The organism is Neobacillus sp. DY30 (genome assembly GCF_030123065.1).
GTDB lineage: Bacteria > Bacillota > Bacilli > Bacillales > Cytobacillaceae > Neobacillus.
The window spans coordinates 570,211-587,179 of the sequence record NZ_CP126093.1 but is presented as its reverse complement, the minus strand read 5'-3'; the positions used below and the strand labels follow the sequence as shown (position 1 = coordinate 587,179).

General features: G+C 40.6%; 15 protein-coding genes. 8 read left to right on the top strand and 7 right to left on the bottom strand.

Annotated features, from left to right (window positions below):
• The first annotated feature begins 20 nt into the window (after positions 1-20).
• On the top strand, positions 21-551 hold the full coding sequence (locus QNH29_RS02775; RefSeq protein WP_283863341.1) for a DinB family protein: 531 nt from the start codon (positions 21-23) through the stop codon (positions 549-551).
• Positions 552-612: 61 nt separating this feature from the next.
• Here the strand turns inward: QNH29_RS02775 and QNH29_RS02770 are convergent, their stop codons facing one another.
• Both QNH29_RS02770 and QNH29_RS02765 read right to left on the bottom strand, forming a co-directional pair.
• Positions 613-1,317 carry a GNAT family N-acetyltransferase gene (locus QNH29_RS02770; RefSeq protein ID WP_283863340.1) on the bottom strand — a complete coding sequence of 235 codons (705 nt, stop codon included), beginning with the start codon at positions 1,315-1,317 and terminating at the stop codon, positions 613-615.
• A 13-nt stretch (positions 1,318-1,330) separates the two neighbouring features.
• Entirely contained in the window at positions 1,331-2,440 is a 1,110-nt protein-coding gene (locus tag QNH29_RS02765) for a mandelate racemase/muconate lactonizing enzyme family protein (RefSeq protein WP_283863339.1), read from the bottom strand.
• Between the two features lie 72 nt (positions 2,441-2,512).
• On the opposite strand from QNH29_RS02765, the gene QNH29_RS02760 reads away from it, so the two are divergent.
• Positions 2,513-3,763, top strand: coding sequence for a helix-turn-helix domain-containing protein (locus tag QNH29_RS02760; RefSeq protein ID WP_283863338.1), 1,251 nt, complete (start codon positions 2,513-2,515; stop codon positions 3,761-3,763).
• Between the two features lie 42 nt (positions 3,764-3,805).
• On the opposite strand, the gene nhaC is transcribed toward QNH29_RS02760, so the two are convergent.
• The 3 genes from nhaC to QNH29_RS02745 form a co-directional block, all read right to left on the bottom strand.
• Positions 3,806-5,227, bottom strand: a complete 1,422-nt coding sequence (nhaC, locus tag QNH29_RS02755) for a Na+/H+ antiporter NhaC (protein ID WP_283863337.1) — start codon at positions 5,225-5,227, stop codon at positions 3,806-3,808.
• A gap of 174 nt (positions 5,228-5,401) precedes the next feature.
• Positions 5,402-6,499, bottom strand: a complete 1,098-nt coding sequence (locus QNH29_RS02750; RefSeq protein WP_283863336.1) for an amidohydrolase — start codon at positions 6,497-6,499, stop codon at positions 5,402-5,404.
• Positions 6,500-6,628: 129 nt separating this feature from the next.
• Positions 6,629-8,053, bottom strand: coding sequence for an alanine/glycine:cation symporter family protein (locus QNH29_RS02745; protein ID WP_283863335.1), 1,425 nt, complete (start codon positions 8,051-8,053; stop codon positions 6,629-6,631).
• Positions 8,054-8,449: 396 nt separating this feature from the next.
• Between QNH29_RS02745 and QNH29_RS02740 the strand changes: the two genes are divergently transcribed.
• From QNH29_RS02740 to QNH29_RS02725, 4 genes are all read left to right on the top strand, one after another.
• Positions 8,450-8,932: a ribonuclease H-like YkuK family protein gene (locus tag QNH29_RS02740; RefSeq protein WP_481858813.1), complete on the top strand. Its 483-nt coding sequence runs from the start codon at positions 8,450-8,452 to the stop codon at positions 8,930-8,932.
• Between the two features lie 187 nt (positions 8,933-9,119).
• Positions 9,120-10,448 carry a UDP-glucose dehydrogenase family protein gene (locus QNH29_RS02735; protein WP_283863333.1) on the top strand — a complete coding sequence of 443 codons (1,329 nt, stop codon included), beginning with the start codon at positions 9,120-9,122 and terminating at the stop codon, positions 10,446-10,448.
• Positions 10,449-10,466: 18 nt separating this feature from the next.
• On the top strand, positions 10,467-10,994 hold the full coding sequence (locus QNH29_RS02730; RefSeq protein ID WP_283863332.1) for a phosphatase PAP2 family protein: 528 nt from the start codon (positions 10,467-10,469) through the stop codon (positions 10,992-10,994).
• 32 nt (positions 10,995-11,026) lie between these two features.
• Positions 11,027-12,169: a glycosyltransferase family 4 protein gene (locus QNH29_RS02725; protein ID WP_283863331.1), complete on the top strand. Its 1,143-nt coding sequence runs from the start codon at positions 11,027-11,029 to the stop codon at positions 12,167-12,169.
• 233 nt (positions 12,170-12,402) lie between these two features.
• Here QNH29_RS02725 and QNH29_RS02720 read toward each other — a convergent pair whose 3' ends face one another.
• Positions 12,403-13,500 carry a cytochrome-c peroxidase gene (locus tag QNH29_RS02720; RefSeq protein ID WP_283863330.1) on the bottom strand — a complete coding sequence of 366 codons (1,098 nt, stop codon included), beginning with the start codon at positions 13,498-13,500 and terminating at the stop codon, positions 12,403-12,405.
• 186 nt (positions 13,501-13,686) lie between these two features.
• Positions 13,687-15,024, bottom strand: coding sequence for an alkaline phosphatase (locus tag QNH29_RS02715; protein ID WP_283863329.1), 1,338 nt, complete (start codon positions 15,022-15,024; stop codon positions 13,687-13,689).
• Between the two features lie 220 nt (positions 15,025-15,244).
• On the opposite strand from QNH29_RS02715, the gene QNH29_RS02710 reads away from it, so the two are divergent.
• Entirely contained in the window at positions 15,245-16,750 is a 1,506-nt protein-coding gene (locus QNH29_RS02710; RefSeq protein ID WP_283863328.1) for a sodium-dependent transporter, read from the top strand.
• Between the two features lies 1 nt (position 16,751).
• Positions 16,752-16,859: a methionine/alanine import family NSS transporter small subunit gene (locus QNH29_RS02705; protein ID WP_283863327.1), complete on the top strand. Its 108-nt coding sequence runs from the start codon at positions 16,752-16,754 to the stop codon at positions 16,857-16,859.
• The last annotated feature ends 110 nt before the right edge of the window (positions 16,860-16,969 follow it).

Here is a 16,969-nt window from a genome sequence, read left to right as displayed (position 1 = left end):
TCTGAAGAATATAAACAGTATTGAATGTTCATTTGAGGAGCGTGGTTATTATTAAAGTAGAGGTTGTGGAAAATCTAACGGTAACGAGAAATAGGTTGTTAGACGAGATTTCAGGGTTAAGTTTTGAACAATTGAATAACAAGCCTGACGAGGATACTTGGAGTATTGCTCAGGTGTGTCATCATTTGTATTTATCCGAAAGTGTCTTTACACAAGCGATTATTTATGGGCTTACGAAAAGCAATGCAAAAAAGGCAGAGCCGAAGCCAGTTCAACTGGCAGTTGACCGCACCCACAAGGCAAAGGCACCTGATATGGTTGTCCCTAGTAAAGACCCGTTAGAGTTTAAGAAGATAACAGAGCTGTTGAATCAATCAAGAAACCTATTTTTAGAGTTTTATAACCAACTTGAAGACAAGTCTATCCTAAAAGAAAAATCCACCAAACACCCGCTCTTTGGTTACACGCCACTAGACCAATGGATTGAGTTGATTTATCTGCATGAAGAGCGGCATATACAGCAAATCAAAGAAATTAAATCGATGATATAAAAAAAGGTGCCTGTCACCACAATAAAATGGTAACAGGCATCTCGCAGTTTATTGCTTTTTATTAGGTATGAGAATAATATACCCAATAAGTTCCTCCAGCTTCCTCCATTTTTATTCCTCTCCAGCCTTGTTCGATCAATTTTTGTTGGGCTTCAATGTCATCCATATTAATGGTGAGACTTTCCCGAAAAGACACTGTCTGTTCCTCGGTTTCTTTAAGGTCTTTCACAAAGATATAACGCAGGCTGCCCCCGTACTTCTCTTTGAGGGCTGCGATTTGCATTCCTTGTGCAAACTTATCTTTTAGACTAGGAATATTAAACGGTGCAACCGTGCAGCAAATATAGCGGAATTGTTGATTTTCCCTTCCTAACTCATCCATAATGAGTGCTGCTAAAGTCTTTTGCAAGTTGTTTCCACGGAACTTAGGAAGGACGTTTGAGATTTCCTGATAGAGAACCTTTGGCAGTTCATGCTCTGGCAAACCAATATCCCTTCCTAAATGGTCCTCATCCATGGGCGGTATAAGCAGTGCCCGAAAGGCAATCAGCTTAGTTCCTGCAAATGCACCAATCATTAAACCCTTACCTTCTAAGATATACTGATACTCATCCTTCGTTAGAGGCTGGAGTATACCCGGAGCTTCCATCGCTTGGATAACTTGCTTCTGCACCTCTAAAATCTCGATTAAGTCTTCAACAGCTAACTTTCGAACCTTAAAAGGTATATTTCCATTTCTAAGTATTCCTTCATATATCCATTTCAAGAACCGCCACTCCCTATTGTACACTGCCCTGAAATACTGTTAACTCTAGCAGTGTATCTTCATTTACTTCTATCCCTAATCCTGGCTCTTCTGTTAACCGGATAAATGGCACCTCAAATGCTAAATTGCCAACATCCTGAGAAAATTTCAATGGTCCAGTCAACTCAACACTGGTAATGATCTTCTTTGAAAAAGCAACATGATAACCTGCCGCCGAACCGACTGAGGACTCGACCATGGAACCAATCTGACATTCGATTCCTGCTAACTCTGCTTGATGTGCCAGCTTTACAGCAGGATAGATGCCTCCACATTTCATAAGTTTGATATTTACCTTATCGGCCGCACGCTTTTGTATGATTTCCCGCATTTCCCGTGTTCCTTTTAAACCTTCATCAATCATAAGAGGGATTGTCGTTTTCGATTTTACCTCAACCATCCCATCGATGTCATCAGCAGTAACAGGCTGCTCCAGCCAATCAAGGCTCAGACTGTACAGCTGCTCTACTGCCGTTATGGTTGTACCGCTATTAACCCAGCCTTGATTCACATCCACACGGATGGCAATATCCTCACCTACTTGAGCCCGAACCGCTTTAATTCGTTCAACATCTTTGCGTACATTCGTCCCGACTTTCATTTTAAATGAACGATAGCCCCTCTCCATCATGATGGCTGCCTCTGCAGCCATTTCTTCAGGCTCCGCAATACTGAGTACATGGGTAATCAGAAACTCTTTATGATACCGCCCGCCTATAAGCTGGTAAACCGGCTGCTGCAGTTTTTTTCCTATTATATCAAAACAGGCAATATCAATTGCTGCCTTTGCTGTCGGTGCACCATATATTGCTTTGTTCATCAATTCGTGTATTCGTTCCATCTCCATCGGACTTTGCCCAATCAAAACAGGCCCTATCGTATTCTTAATAATTTCAAAAGTACCTTCCCACGTTTCTCCCGTAACATGTTGGTCTGGCACCCCTTCGCCATAACCGACAATGCCCTCGTCCGTAGTGATTTTCACGATAATTGAAGGCATATGGTCATAGGTGTGATAGCTAATAATAAATGGTTCTTTTAAAGGCAAGTGGATCGCAAAAAGTTGAATTGACGTAATTTTCATAATAATCTTTCCTCTCCAATCAGAACTATGTTATAGTTGTCGTTAAATAGACGTTATAGGGAAGTGTTTATCTTGGCCACGAAAATTGCTGTCATAGGCTCAAGGGAGTTTTTAGAAAAAATTCTTACCGTTGGGTCACAGGTTGAGGATATTACAATTGATCCATATATTTATCAGCAGCCACAGGAAGCAGCTGAACTTGCTAGGACATTAATGCCTTGTGACGTCGTTTTTTTCTCAGGTGCCCTGCCTTACTATTTTGCTAAAAAGCACCTTGAGAATTTGACACTTCCAATGCTCATTCTCACTCAAGACGAAATAGCAGTTGCAGCATCATTACTATCTATCGCTCATAAAAGCAAAATTCCATTTGAAAGGATTTCTATTGATTTGTTTGATGCTTCAAATATCGACCATGTTCTTTCCGAAAGTGAAATTAAGATTGAATGCTTAAATATTATGGACTTTAAACAACAAATGCTCGAAGACAGTTTCAATTTAGAACGTATTGTCCAATTCCACTTTAACCTCTGGGAACAAGGTTTAACTGAAGTTGCTTTAACTAGTGTACATGCGGTTTATCACCAGCTTCAATCTCTTGGTGTGCCTGCTATTAGAATGGCTGACCCGCAAATTTCTTTACTCCGTGGTTTGCAAACAGCAAAAGATCAAGCAGATCTTTTTAAAAGTAAAGCCGCCCAAGTGGCTGTTGGTTATCTATCACTTCAAGAACCTCAGCAAGAACAAATCGATAACCTCGCACATTCGCTTAATGCATACATTCAGCCAATAAACCAAACCCTATTTATCATCTATAGTACTAGGGGTGAAATGGATAAATATCGCCTGAATGACTTTTTAGAAAAATGGTCTGGAACAATTTTGGTTGGTTTTGGCTATGGTTCAACGATGAAAGAGGCAGACCAACACGCTAGGATAGCACTGCAGTTTGCCGAGAAAGAATTGTCCTCAAAATGCGGTTATATTCTAACAGAAGACAAGGAAATGGTCGGCCCCTTCCCATACGAGCATAAACAGTACAGTTTGAAAAATGACCATCCTATGCTGATACAAGTGGCAAAAGAAACGAAACTGAGTCCTTCTAATCTTTCTAAAATTATTGAGTTCAGCAGATCAAGGCAGTCACTTCAATTTACGTCTGCAGATCTCACAGACTATCTCCAGGTTACCCGCCGCTCTACAGAACGGATTATTAAAAAACTTGTGGATAACGGTTATGTAAAGGTGGTCGGCGGAGAGATGGTGTATCACCAAGGACGGCCAAGGGCAATATATGAGCTTCACCTGCCGCTGCCTCAATAAAGGAAAAGGAAAGTTCCAAAGTTGTGAACTTTCCTTATTAATTTAAACTGAAATTGTCGCTTCCTCTTCTTTTTTTAACCGAAGTATTTCTTCTGGTGTCAACTTGGCAATTGTAATCCCTGTTAACGCATAAAAGACTGAAATGATCGGCACGATGAAATTCAAGATTGCATATGGACCATAATCGATTGCATGTACTCCGAGAGTACCAAAGATAAATACACCGCACGTATTCCAAGGAATAAATACGGAAGTAAGTGTTCCTCCATCTTCAAGTGCCCTCGATAAATTTTTTGAATGAAGGCCTTTATCTCGATATGCCTTTGCATACATCCGTGATGGAATAACGATTGAAATATATTGTTCTGAGCAAGTTGCATTGGTGGCGAAACATGAAACCACCGTGGAGGCTACAATACCTTTAGCTGACTTAGCCAATTTAAGTATTTGGCTAACAATCGCTTGAAGCATTCCGGAGTTTTCTAGAATTCCCCCAAATGTCATTGCGACAATGGTCATTGATACTGTGTACATCATGGAGTCTAGACCGCCGCGGTTAAACAGGTTGTCCACCATCTCATTACCAGTATCAATCACAAACCCGCTTTGAAGCGCAGCAACTGCTGAGGACATCGTCCCGCCCTGAATCAATACTTGAGAGAGGAATCCAAGCGTGATACCAATAATTAATGCAGGTATTGCTGGTACTTTTTTTGCTACCAAAACAATAACCAATAAGGGAACAATTAATAAATATGGTGAGATAACAAAGCTATCCTGAAGGACCCCTAACGTTTTATCGATACTAGAAGTATCCATTCCTTCATTTCCAAACTTCCTGCCCATAAATCCGTATACAGCCAATGTGATAATGATACCTGGGATGGTTGTATAAAGCATATGGCGGATATGTACAAACAAATCAGTTCCTGTTAACCCTGATGCTAGATTTGTCGTATCCGATAGTGGTGACATTTTATCACCAAAATATGATCCTGAAATAATAGCACCCGCAACCATTGGTGCTGGTATTCCCATACTTAAGCCAATACCCATGCCAGCTACACCAATGGTTCCCATTGTTGACCATGAGCTGCCAATTGCCAGTGAAACAATTATACAAATAACTGTAATCGATACTAGAAAGAGGGATGGGGTAATAATCTTTAATCCATAATAAATCATTGTTGCAACAATACCGCCGCCAATCCAGGCCCCGATCGTTAAGCCAACAAGAATGATGATAACAACAGCTGGTAATGCTAAGCGAATTCCTTTATACATCATTTCTTCAATTTCTGACCATTTGTAGCCACAGCGCCAAGCAACGATCGCTGCAATTGATGTTCCAAAAATCAGTGGAATATGCGGACCTTGTTCAAAAACAATGATGGTGATCCCCATTACCACAATCATGACTAGAAGTGGTATTATTGCCATTTTAAAAGTCATCTCTTTTTTCATACTGTTCCCCCATCGAAATTATTTCGCAAATAATGTTAACGCTTACGTTTTTAAAAAATTATAATTGTCGTTAAATAGTCGGTAATTATATTCTATACACTCTGTAATTTCACGTCAACGTAATTTTCCAGCAATTCAGAAAAAAATGCGGTGCAATATTTGCACCGCATTTTTCTATGCTTTCAGCAGCGTTTCAGCTAGGATTCGCGCCCCTAAGTCAAGGGCAGATCTGTTAAAGGTCATTTTAGGATGGTGTAACCCTGGCTGCATGTCCGCGCCAACACCAATCATAGCTGCTTTTAACTTTGGATTTTTTATGGTATAAAAATGGAAATCGTCACTGCCGGATGTAATAACAGGAGGTGCGAGCGCCTCTCGGCCGACAACATTAAGAATCGCTTCTTCGGCGATCGCCTCCGCTTCAGCAGAAACCTCAGCTCCAGGAGTAAAATCGCTCCAATTCCATTCGATATCGACCCCATAAAAATCTTTAAGGCTGTTAATTCCGTGGTCGATTTGGTCCTTAAGTTTTGCTAGAACCTCATTTTTTTGTGCCCGGACGTCAATTGCAAATTCTGCAGTACCGGGAATAATGTTTAAGCTGTCACCGCCAGCAATCACTTTTGTAAGTTTTGCTGAATAAGCATCAAACGGTGATAGATAGATAGACTTGATGAACTGGTGCAGTCCTGCTATCACGTCAAGAGCATTTTTTCCTTGGTGCGGTCTGGCACCATGCGCATCTTCACCAAGTATTTTTCCTTCTAGAAAGATTGCGGCTCCGTGATGGATAGAGGCTGAAACTCGTCCCATAGGAAGCTCTTCTATTGGCCGAAGGTGAATACCGAATAAGTGGCTGACGTTTTCGATCGCACCTCTTTCGATCATCGCAATCGAACCGTTCCCTTTTTCTTCGGCCGGCTGGAAAATAAAACGCAGCCTTTTATTGAGGCGCTGATCCTTCACGTAAAGCAGTGCTCCAAGCGCCATTGAGATAATGGCGTCGTGACCGCATGAGTGATTCCCCTGCCAAACACCATCCACCTCCTGCCATAAAGCGTCTATCTCCGCCCGAACCGCTATCACTTCTTCTCCCTCTCCGATTTCTGCTATAAGTCCGGTTACATCAGAAAAACGGCGGTATTCGATACCAAGATTATCTAAGATATCTGCAATTGCTTGGGTAGTATTAACCTCTTTCCAGCTAACCTCTGGATAAGCATGGAAATGGTCAAACCAAGTTAAAATCTGTCTTTCGAAATTTTCCGTCAATTTAAGACACTCCTATCCACAAAAACTAATAAAGTCATAGTACATCAAAAGAACTTGTTTCTACAATATTTTTTTAAAAAAGGGTGACAGGCCGCTACGGTGCCTGTCACCCAAATGATTAACCTATTATTATCTTAGTCTTGCAGACTTGCTGTCACTTGGAGTATCTTCCCAAGCCTCTAAACCTTTTAACCCTTCAATATTAGAAGCATAGAAGACCGGATCTTTTCCACTAGCTTTTTGCTTTTTATAATCTGCTAGTGCTGCAAACGCAATTTTTCCAAGGAGTGTTATAGCAATTAAATTGATGATTGCCATCAGTGCCATAAATAAATCAGCAAGGTTCCATACAAAACTCAACTCAGCTAATGAACCAAATGCAACCATACCTACCACTAGTACACGGAAGCCATTTAACCAAAGCTTATTATTCTTAATAAACTCAATGTTAGATTGTGCATAATAATAATTCCCTATAATCGAACTAAAGGCAAATAAAAATACAATCACCGCGAGGAAAATCCCTGCCCAAGAGCCTAATGAACCTTCAAGAGCATTTTGGGTAAGAATAATTCCGTTTGCCTCATCGGAAGTATATAGACCTGATAATAGAATGATAAATGCCGTAGAGCTGCAGATAACGAGTGTATCCACAAATACACCAAGAGACTGAATAAGGCCTTGTTTCACGGGATGGCTGACATTCGCTGTCGCCGCTGCATTCGGCGCACTACCCATCCCCGCTTCATTCGAGAATAATCCACGCTTAATTCCGTTCATCATCGCAGCGCCAATTGCTCCGCCTGCAACTTCTTCCAAACCGAATGCACTCTTAAAAATTAATGCAAAAACAGCAGGAACTTCTGATAGATTCGTAACCATAATATACAATGCAATTAAAATATATGCTCCTGCCATGATGGGAACCATCCACTCAGAAACCTTAGCAATCCTTTTAAGCCCACCAAAGATAATCACAGCAGTAATTAATGTAATGACAACAGCAATAAGGGTCTTATTAATCCCAAAGGAATTATTTATAGAACTAGCAATGGTGTTTGCTTGAACTGAATTAAATGCTAGTCCAAAAGTGATCGAAATTAAAACAGCAAATGTAATCCCCATCCAACGAGCTTTTAACGCTTTTTCCATATAGTAAGCAGGTCCGCCGCGGAAGGTGTCACCATCTTTTACTTTATAAATTTGCGCCAATGTACTTTCTACAAAAGCCGATGCCGAACCAATTAAAGCAATGAGCCACATCCAGAAAACGGCACCCGGTCCACCAGTTGTAATGGCAATGGCAACCCCGGCAAGGTTCCCCGTTCCGACACGTGAAGCCGTACTAATACAAAAGGCTTGGAATGATGAAATTCCTTTTTTATCACCCTTTGCGCTATCCCCCATTAAACGAAACATTTCCCCTAACATCCTGAATTGGACAAACTTGGTTCGGAATGTAAAATAAAGTCCCAAGCCCACCAACATCACAATCAACACATAAGACCAAAGCAAGGTATTCGCACTATTCATAAAACTCTCAATAAAACCCATCCTCTGTTTTCCCTCCTATTGTCTTTTTTCTGTCCTTCCCCAAGTATCTAATGTAACAAAATATCACATAACTGGCAATGGACTAATTTTCCTGTTAAAGGACTGGTTGTTGGTGTGGTGAAAGTCGCGGTGTGAGTGAGGTGAGAGCTGCAATGACAATTTCGGTGACAGGCACCACAGAAAGACACTTTCCACCCCAGGTGGACAGTTTAAATATTTTTTGTGAACTTTGTGTTCGGCATGTCCCATTCCTGCTGCACAAGAATAATTTTTATTCCATAAAATAATATTAAGAATTGTAAGAGTGATTATCAAAATGAAAGGAAAGATGTGGTGTTTTAAGTGAAAAATTATCAGGTTTTTGATTATTCGTTTCAGAATCTTCGTGAGAAAAGCATGTCGTTTGAAGAGGTATTCGAAAACATTGTAAAGTTTATGAACATAGCACCGAGCGGGAATTTTCGCTTAATGGTTGGAACAGATTCACAGGTTCATAAAAGACATACGATTTTTATTACTGGAATTGTTATTCAAAATGAGGGTAAGGGTGCATGGGCCTGTATTAGAAAGATTGTGATTCCAAGAAAAATGACACAACTGCATGAACGTATCTCCTTTGAGCTGTCATTAACAGAGGACATTGTCGCTTTATTTACTGAGGAAAGAAAGACCCGGTTAATCAATATCGTCCTTCCATTTGTCTATCAAGGTGCAAGCTTCACCATGGAAGGCCATATTGATATCGGAGCCGGTAAGCGCAACAAAACGAGAGAATTTGTGAAAGAAATGGTTGCACGAATGGAGTCCATGGGGGTAGAACCGAAGATAAAGCCAAATGCTTTTGTTGCCTCAAGCTATGCCAACCGGTACACAAAATAGGGACCTGAGCCATGTTGCGTTCATTAACAAACGCACCAAGGCTCAGGTCTTTACTTTCTTTTGGCTGTTTAAAATGTCAATTCCCTATCACCTATACAAAGTCTTTACACTCTTTTAACACTAGGTTAAGAAAAATTCCAAACTTTTCAGATAAGATTAAACAAACACGATTATTAGGAGGGATAGGATGAGGATTACAGTTGCAGGAGCAGGAAACGTCGGGCTGGTTACAGCAGTTTGTTTCGCAGAAGCAGGTCATCAAGTAACCTGTTTAGATACACAAACAGAGAGAATAGAAATGCTCGAAAAAGGATATTCGCCATTCTTTGAGCCTGGACTGGAACCTTTATTAGAAAAGAACCTCGCTAACGGAAAACTTTGCTTCTCAACGAACCCCAAACAAGCTTATCGCGGTGCTGAAATTATATTTATAGCAGTTGGAACTCCTGAAAAAAAAGATGGATCTGTTGACTTATCTTATATATATATCGCTTCCTACCACATTGCTGAGAATATCGAGAATGATGTCATTGTCTGTACAAAAAGTACCGTCCCAGTTGGAACAAACGAAATCATCAAGCAAATTTTCCAGAATCGTAAGCCACGCCACCTTAAAGTGGATGTTGTCGCAAACCCTGAATTTCTTCGCGAGGGTTCAGCGATAATGGACTTCTATTTAGGAGATCGAATCGTAATTGGCACTGATAACCCAGAGGCCGCCTCCATTATGAAGCAGCTCTATCTTCCATTAAAAATACCGATAGTGGTCACTGACATTAGAAGTGCTGAGATGATTAAATATGCTTCCAATGCCTTTCTCGCAACAAAGATCAGCTTTATCAATGAAATTGCCAATCTCTGCGAAAAGGTTGGTGCAAATATTGAGGATGTCTCTTATGGGATGGGAATGGATAAACGAATTGGGCCTAACCATCTTCAGCCCGGGATTGGTTACGGAGGTTCATGCTTTCCAAAAGATACAAAAGCTCTCGTTCAACTAGCAGGAAACGTCCAACATCCGTTCGAACTGCTTGAGTCCGTGATTAAGGTAAATCAGCATCAGCATTCCCTTCTAGTGAAGAAGGCAAAAGAAAAGCTCGGCTCATTAAAAGGGAAAAAAGCCGCCGTATTGGGACTCGCTTTTAAACCAGAAACAGATGATATCCGAGAAGCCGTTTCCTTAACCATTATTAGAGAATTACTCGAAGAAGGTTCAGTGGTCACTGCTTTTGATCCGATTGCGATTCCCAACGCCCATAAGGTACTAGGAAATTCAATTGAGTACACAACCGATATTCGACAAGCCCTCAAAGAAGCTGACTTTGCTGTCATTGCAACAGAGTGGGACCAAATTAAGTATCTTCCATTAGACACGTATGCTGCCTATATGAAGGAACCGGTTATTTTCGATGGACGAAATTGCTATTCCCTTCAAGATATTCAACGATATCCAATTACCTATGTTTCGATTGGTAGACCACCTGTATCATTTGTAAAGCCTGCCCAACATTTTTAGCATAGGGGAGACACAATCATGATGAGAATAATCCAATCCTTTTATCAATTCGAATGCATGGTTTTTCAAGAGATTAATAGCCATTTTGATAAAAAACTTATTAATCTCTTTTTTCGTACAATCACCAGATTAGGAGGAGCATTGTTTATAAGTGCAGCCTCCCTGTTACTCATCATTTTTTCTACGGGTCAAACTAGAATTACAGCGATTTCAAGCGCAGCAGCCTTGGCTCTAAGTCATATTCCTGTTCAAGTGGTTAAAAAGCTTTTCCCACGTAAAAGACCTTATTTATTATTTGAAACAACAAAAATTTTCCCTAATCCCTTAAAGGATCATTCTTTTCCGTCTGGACATACAACAGCCGTTTTTTCAGTCATTGTTCCTTTTGTTATTCTAAACCCTGTTCTAGCACCCGTTCTGATTCCTTTAGGACTCTGTGTCGGAATATCGAGAATCTATCTTGGCCTTCATTATCCATCAGACGTTATTGCAGGAGGAACTCTCGGGGCGTTCTTCGGCAGTCTTTGCTATTACTTCTTATCCTAAAACGATTTGGACACTGCGAAGGAGGGGTTTATATGAAAATTGCTATTTTCTCTGACACCTTTTATCCGGATATAAACGGGGTTGCCCAGACACTCAAAAGATTCACAAACTATCTTGAGGGCCATTGTATTTCCTATAAAGTATTTGCACCCGATCCTATTTCAAATGAATATGTTTCAGACCATATTCATCGGTTAAAAAGCCGGTCCTTTTTCCTTTATCCCGAATGTCGATTAGCTTTCCCAAACTTTATCCAAGTAAAGTCGGAAATAGAGCAATTCTCCCCTGATTTAATTCATGTAGCAACTCCTTTTACGGTTGGTCTTTGTGGTCTTTATTTTGCAAAAAAATATAATATCCCGGTTGTCGGCTCTTATCACACCGATTTCAATGACTATTTACATTTCTATGACCTTGAATTCCTATCGAATCCTCTGTGGAAATACCTGAAATGGTTTCACAGTCCTTTTAAAAAGCTCTTTGTCCCTTCAATTGATACACTGGAAAAACTTAAAAACCGAGGGTTTAAAAATTTAGAAATTTTCCCTAGAGGCGTTGATTGCCAGCTTTATCATCCAAATTATCAAAAAGAGGTTGTTTTGTACCGATACGGAATTTCTAAAAGATATCTCCTTACCTATGTTGGCAGGCTTGCTCCCGAAAAAGATTTAAAAACTCTTATGAATATCGCAAACTTATTACCACCTGATATAAATAAACAGGTTCATTGGTTAATTGCCGGGGATGGTCCCTTATTAGTAGAATTGCAAATGGCTGCATTGCCAAATATGTCGTTTACTGGTTATTTGAAAGGAGTTGGATTAGCTGAAGTCTATTCCGCTGCAGACCTATTTATTTTCCCGTCCCCGACAGAAACGTTTGGAAATGTTGCGTTAGAGGCTCTTGCCAGCGGGACACCGGTTATTGGGGCAAATGCTGGCGGAGTGAAACATATCATTTCAAACGGTGTTACCGGACAGTTGTGTGAGCCGGGTAATACAGAAGATTTTGTTAACAGTATTGTTCAGCTGTTAGGCAATGACACTTTTAGGAATCAAATGTCAGTAAATGCTAGAAAGTACGCAATTACACAAAAGTGGGATCAGATATTTGATACCCTGGTAAACCATTATTCTGCTGTTATCGATGAACCCTCGAAGAAAATATATGCATGAAGTACTCGGTAAGGAGGAATATGAATGGACACAGTTTCTTATATTATTTTTGGCTTCAGCCTGGGTGTTATTGCTCAAATTACTGATTTGAGATTATCAAAACCAAGTATCCTACACTGATAAATTAGCCTCTATTAAACACTACAAACAGGTAATAAAAAAATTGGAAACCTCGGTAAAATAAAGTCCTGAGCCCCCTTGTTGGTGTACCTGTTCAAGAGGGCTCAGGTCTATTACGGTAGTTGTGGTTTTGTAAAAATTGGCGGTTCTCCGCCCAAGGTTTTTAGAAATGCTAGTAAATCTGCTTTCTCTTCGTCTGTTAAACCAATAGGACTCATGAATTTTTGGATAAAAAAGCTCTTATTGGGATGGCTGTCGCCGCCGCGGTCATAGTAGTCGATAACCTCCTCAAGCGTTGCGAGACTTCCATCCCGCATGTATGGAGCGGTATGGGTAATTCCATATAGTCCTGGGGTACGAATCCTGCCTAAATCCCCTTCTTGCCCAGTTACCGCTTGGCGGCCTTTGTCCTCTGTATTGAGACCGATATTGTAAAAATTGTTATCAGAAAGATTGGGTCCATTATGACAGGTTACACAAAACGCTTTTCCCGTGAACAATCGGAGGCCGTTGACTTCTTGTTTCGTTAATGCCTGTGTATCCCCTTTTAGGAACCTGTCGTAAGGTGTATCCTTGACAACAATTTGCCTTTGGAAAGCGGCGAGAGATTTTGCAATATTTTGCTCGGTGATTCCATCAGGGAATACAGCCTGAAAACGTTCCTGGTACCCTTTAATAGCCGATAGTTCTTTTATAAGTTCATCAAGAGGCTGATTCATCTCATCAGGATTTTGAATAGGACCAAGCGCTTGCTCCTCTAGGGAGACAGCACGGCCATCCCAAAAGTTGGACGTGTAATAACCTGAATTAATCACAGTGGGGCTGTTTCTTGCTCCAGTACCGCCGGTAAATTTATTAAAAGTAGGCTGATTATCTCCATAACCCATGTTCGGGTCATGACAAGTTTGGCAGCTTACCTCATTATTCCCTGATAAACGCGGGTCAAAAAATAACATCTGCCCTAGTTCAAGCACTTCAGGCTTCATCGGATTGTCCGGCGGGATTGGTACATCACCAATCGGTACAAGATTTGTATGATTTTGAAGGCTGGTTAAAAGCCCCTCAGGATTAATATCATATCCCTTCTCTGCTTCACTCTTTTCCTCTGTTGGCAGATTAGTTGGAGCCTTCACCTTCACTTTTTCCCCGCATGCAGACAAACCAATACATAGGAGTACAGTTAAAACTGCGCCCTTTACTATTCTCTTCATAATAGAGTGCTCCTCTGAATTTTTTATCTTATCACCATTATAAAATTGATATAATGAAAAAAGAGCACCCGAATGTGAAGAAATTAGCAATCAATGACAAAAAACACTGTCCGCCTCAGGTGGAAACTGTCCACGAGCGGTGCCTGTCACCACATACGTGGTGACAGGCACCGCTCTATATCATTATCATTTGAGAATATCAAAAATGACTTTGGCATGGTCAGTGTTGTCGATTTGGCCTTTGAGGCGATCACTTCCTGGCCCGTAGGTATAGACGTTAACGTCTTCCCCGGTGTGTCCTCTGGTTGTCCAGCCGCTGAAGGAACGGGAATTAATGATTTCCTCGATGGCATTGTCGATGTTTTTTGCATTTTGTGTTCTTGCTGCACTTTCAACCAATCTTATTTCAGCTTTTGTTAAAGGAAGCTTAATATATTTTGATAAAGTTTCCTCTACTCCCGCTCCGTTGAAAATCTCCGAAGCCATATAGTTAGGTGTTCGCTTTACTGTTTTTATTACTGAGCTAAACCAATTGTATTGTCCCTTGGCTCCTATCGTGAAACCTCCAGTTGAATGGTCCGCTGTAGCGATAACCAATGTATGTCCATCCTTTTTTGCAAAATCAATGGCAACTTTAAATGCTTTCTCGAAATCCTCCATTTCACTCATCACACCTACGATATCATTATCATGTGCTGCCCAGTCAATTTGACTTCCTTCCACCATTAGAAAAAAACCTTTCTCGTTCTTATTTAGCCGCTCAATTGCCGAACCTGCCATGTCCGCAAGTGATGGAATCTCCTCTGTACGGTCGATCATTTTTGGCAGCCCTCTTTTTGCAAAAAGACCTAACACCTGCCTACTGTCATTGTTAGTCATCTCGTTAAGGTTTGTTACATAGCTGTAGCCATCTTTAACAAACTCTTCCACTAGGTTCCTATCTTTTCGGATAAACCATTCTGAACCCCCGCCAAGCAATACATCGATTTTGTGCCTGCCATTTACTAAATCATCAAAATAACCATCCGCAATGGCGCTCATGCTCTTTCGTTCAACAACATGAGCACCAAATGCTGCAGGAGTTCCATGGGTAATTTGCGCAGTAGCAACCAGTCCAGTCCCTTTCCCTTTTTCCTTTGCAGCTTCAAGAACGGATTTTAATTTTGTGTGGTTATTGTTAATCCCTATTGCGCCATTATAGGTTTTCACCCCGGTTGCCATCGCGGTGGCCGAAGCCGCCGAATCGGTTACATTATATCTTTGGTCATGCGGGTAGGTGGTCTGCTGTCCAACGAGGTATGGACCAAATTCTGTTGATTCTAGTTCTAAGGTGGCTGGGTTATCTTTAAAATAACGATACCCCGATGTGAATGAAACACCCATACCATCACCTATCAGAAAAATAATATTCCTAATATCACCATTACCTTCTATACCAGTGGCTTCAAAGGTTTCCATAGCGGTTGTCAACGAAATGGATAAGATACTAGCCATCACGAAAATCCACTTAACCAGAAATTTCATATTCCAGTTTCCTCCAGATGTATTAAATGGTATTTATTATGGTTAAATGATTCTAATATTATCCATTTACAAAAACGACAAAATCTCATATTCTAGTAAAGGTTCTTTTTATAAAAAATTATTTGACATTTCGAAAAATAATAGATATATTAATATAACAAGTTAATTATCTGAATTTTACCAAAAAATAGAAAACATAGATTTCTAGGAGGATGACATTATGGAAAAGCGTCAGCAATGGGGGTCACGATACGGTTTTATTTTGGCCGCAGTTGGCTCCGCAGTTGGTTTAGGAAACATCTGGAGATTTCCAGCAGTTGCATATGAAAATGGCGGAGGTGCCTTTTTCCTTCCCTACCTATTCGCAATTTTAACAGCAGGTATTCCTATTTTAATATTGGAATTCACGATTGGACATAAATATAGAGGTTCTGCACCACTTTCCCTCTTTCGCTTTAATAAAAAAGCAGAATGGCTAGGCTGGTGGCAGCTATTAATTTCGTTCGTTATCTGTACGTATTATGCAGTGATTATCGCCTGGGCTGTTAAATACACCATTTACTCCTTTGGCACACAATGGGGAACTGACCCCGGCAGCTTTTTATTCGGAGATGTTTTGAAGCTTGCAGAAAAACCAGGACAAATCGGCGGATTGGTTCCTGGTATCGTGGTCCCACTTCTTTTTGTCTGGGCGGTTGCTCTTTTCGTCCTTTATCGCGGGGTATCTAAGGGCATTGAAAAACTAAATAAAATTTTCCTTCCAACTTTAATCGTGATGTTTTTAATCATCGTGGTTCGTGCCTTAACACTTGATGGGGCTGCACAAGGATTGGACGCCTTCTTTAAGCCTAACTGGAATTTAATTTTCGATGGTAAAGTTTGGATTGCAGCATACGGACAAATCTTCTTCTCGTTATCAATTGGATTTGCGATTATGCTAACGTATTCCAGCTATCTTCCAAAGAAGTCTGACATCAGTAACAATGCATTTATTACAGCATTCGCAAATTCGGGTTTCGAATTACTAGCTGGTATTGGTGTATTTGCTGCCCTTGGCTTTATGGCAAATCAACAGGGTGTAGCTGTAGAAGAAGTAGTTAGCAGCGGAATTGGATTAGCATTTGTTGTCTTCCCAAGTATTATTAACGAATTCCCAGGAATGAATGGATTCTTTGGAGTACTTTTCTTCTTATCTCTTGTATTTGCTGGAATGACATCATTAATATCAATTGTCGAAACATTTGTTGCGGGTATTCAGGAGAAATTTAATGTATCACGGACAAAAGCAGTATTAACAAGCGGTTTAACAGCAACTGTTATATCCTTGCTTTTCGCAACTAACGGCGGCTTATACTTCCTTGATGTTGTGGATTATTTCATCAATAACTTCGGTGTTGTAACAGCAGGATTAGCAGAGGTAATTTTAATCGCTTGGTTCTTCAAAGGTCTTGGCGGTTTACAATCACATGCAAATGCCATTTCTGACATACGTATAGGGGCTTGGTGGAAAATCTGCCTAACTTTCGTAACACCGATTGTTCTAGGTTACATGATGTTTGACAACATTAAAACAAATCTAAAGGAAAACTATGAGGGCTACCCTACAGAGCTCATCATGTACGGAGGGTTACTAGTCGTTGTCGTCAGTATCATCGGAGGGATCTTACTCTCACTTAAAAGCTGGAAAGCTAATAAAAATACAGAATTAAATAAGGAGGCTGTATAACATGTCAGCAAGTGCAATCACAATGATGATCGTCGGAATGACCATACTCTGGGGCGGTTTAGCAGCCAGCATATATAATGTAATAAGAGTTTCAAAAAAATCATCCTAACAAAAAAGGATTGAGCAATGTAACATGCTCAATCCTTTTTTTGCATACACTGTCCGCCTGAGGTGGACAGTGTCCACGAGCGGGGCCTGTCACCGAGCAAAACCCTCGGT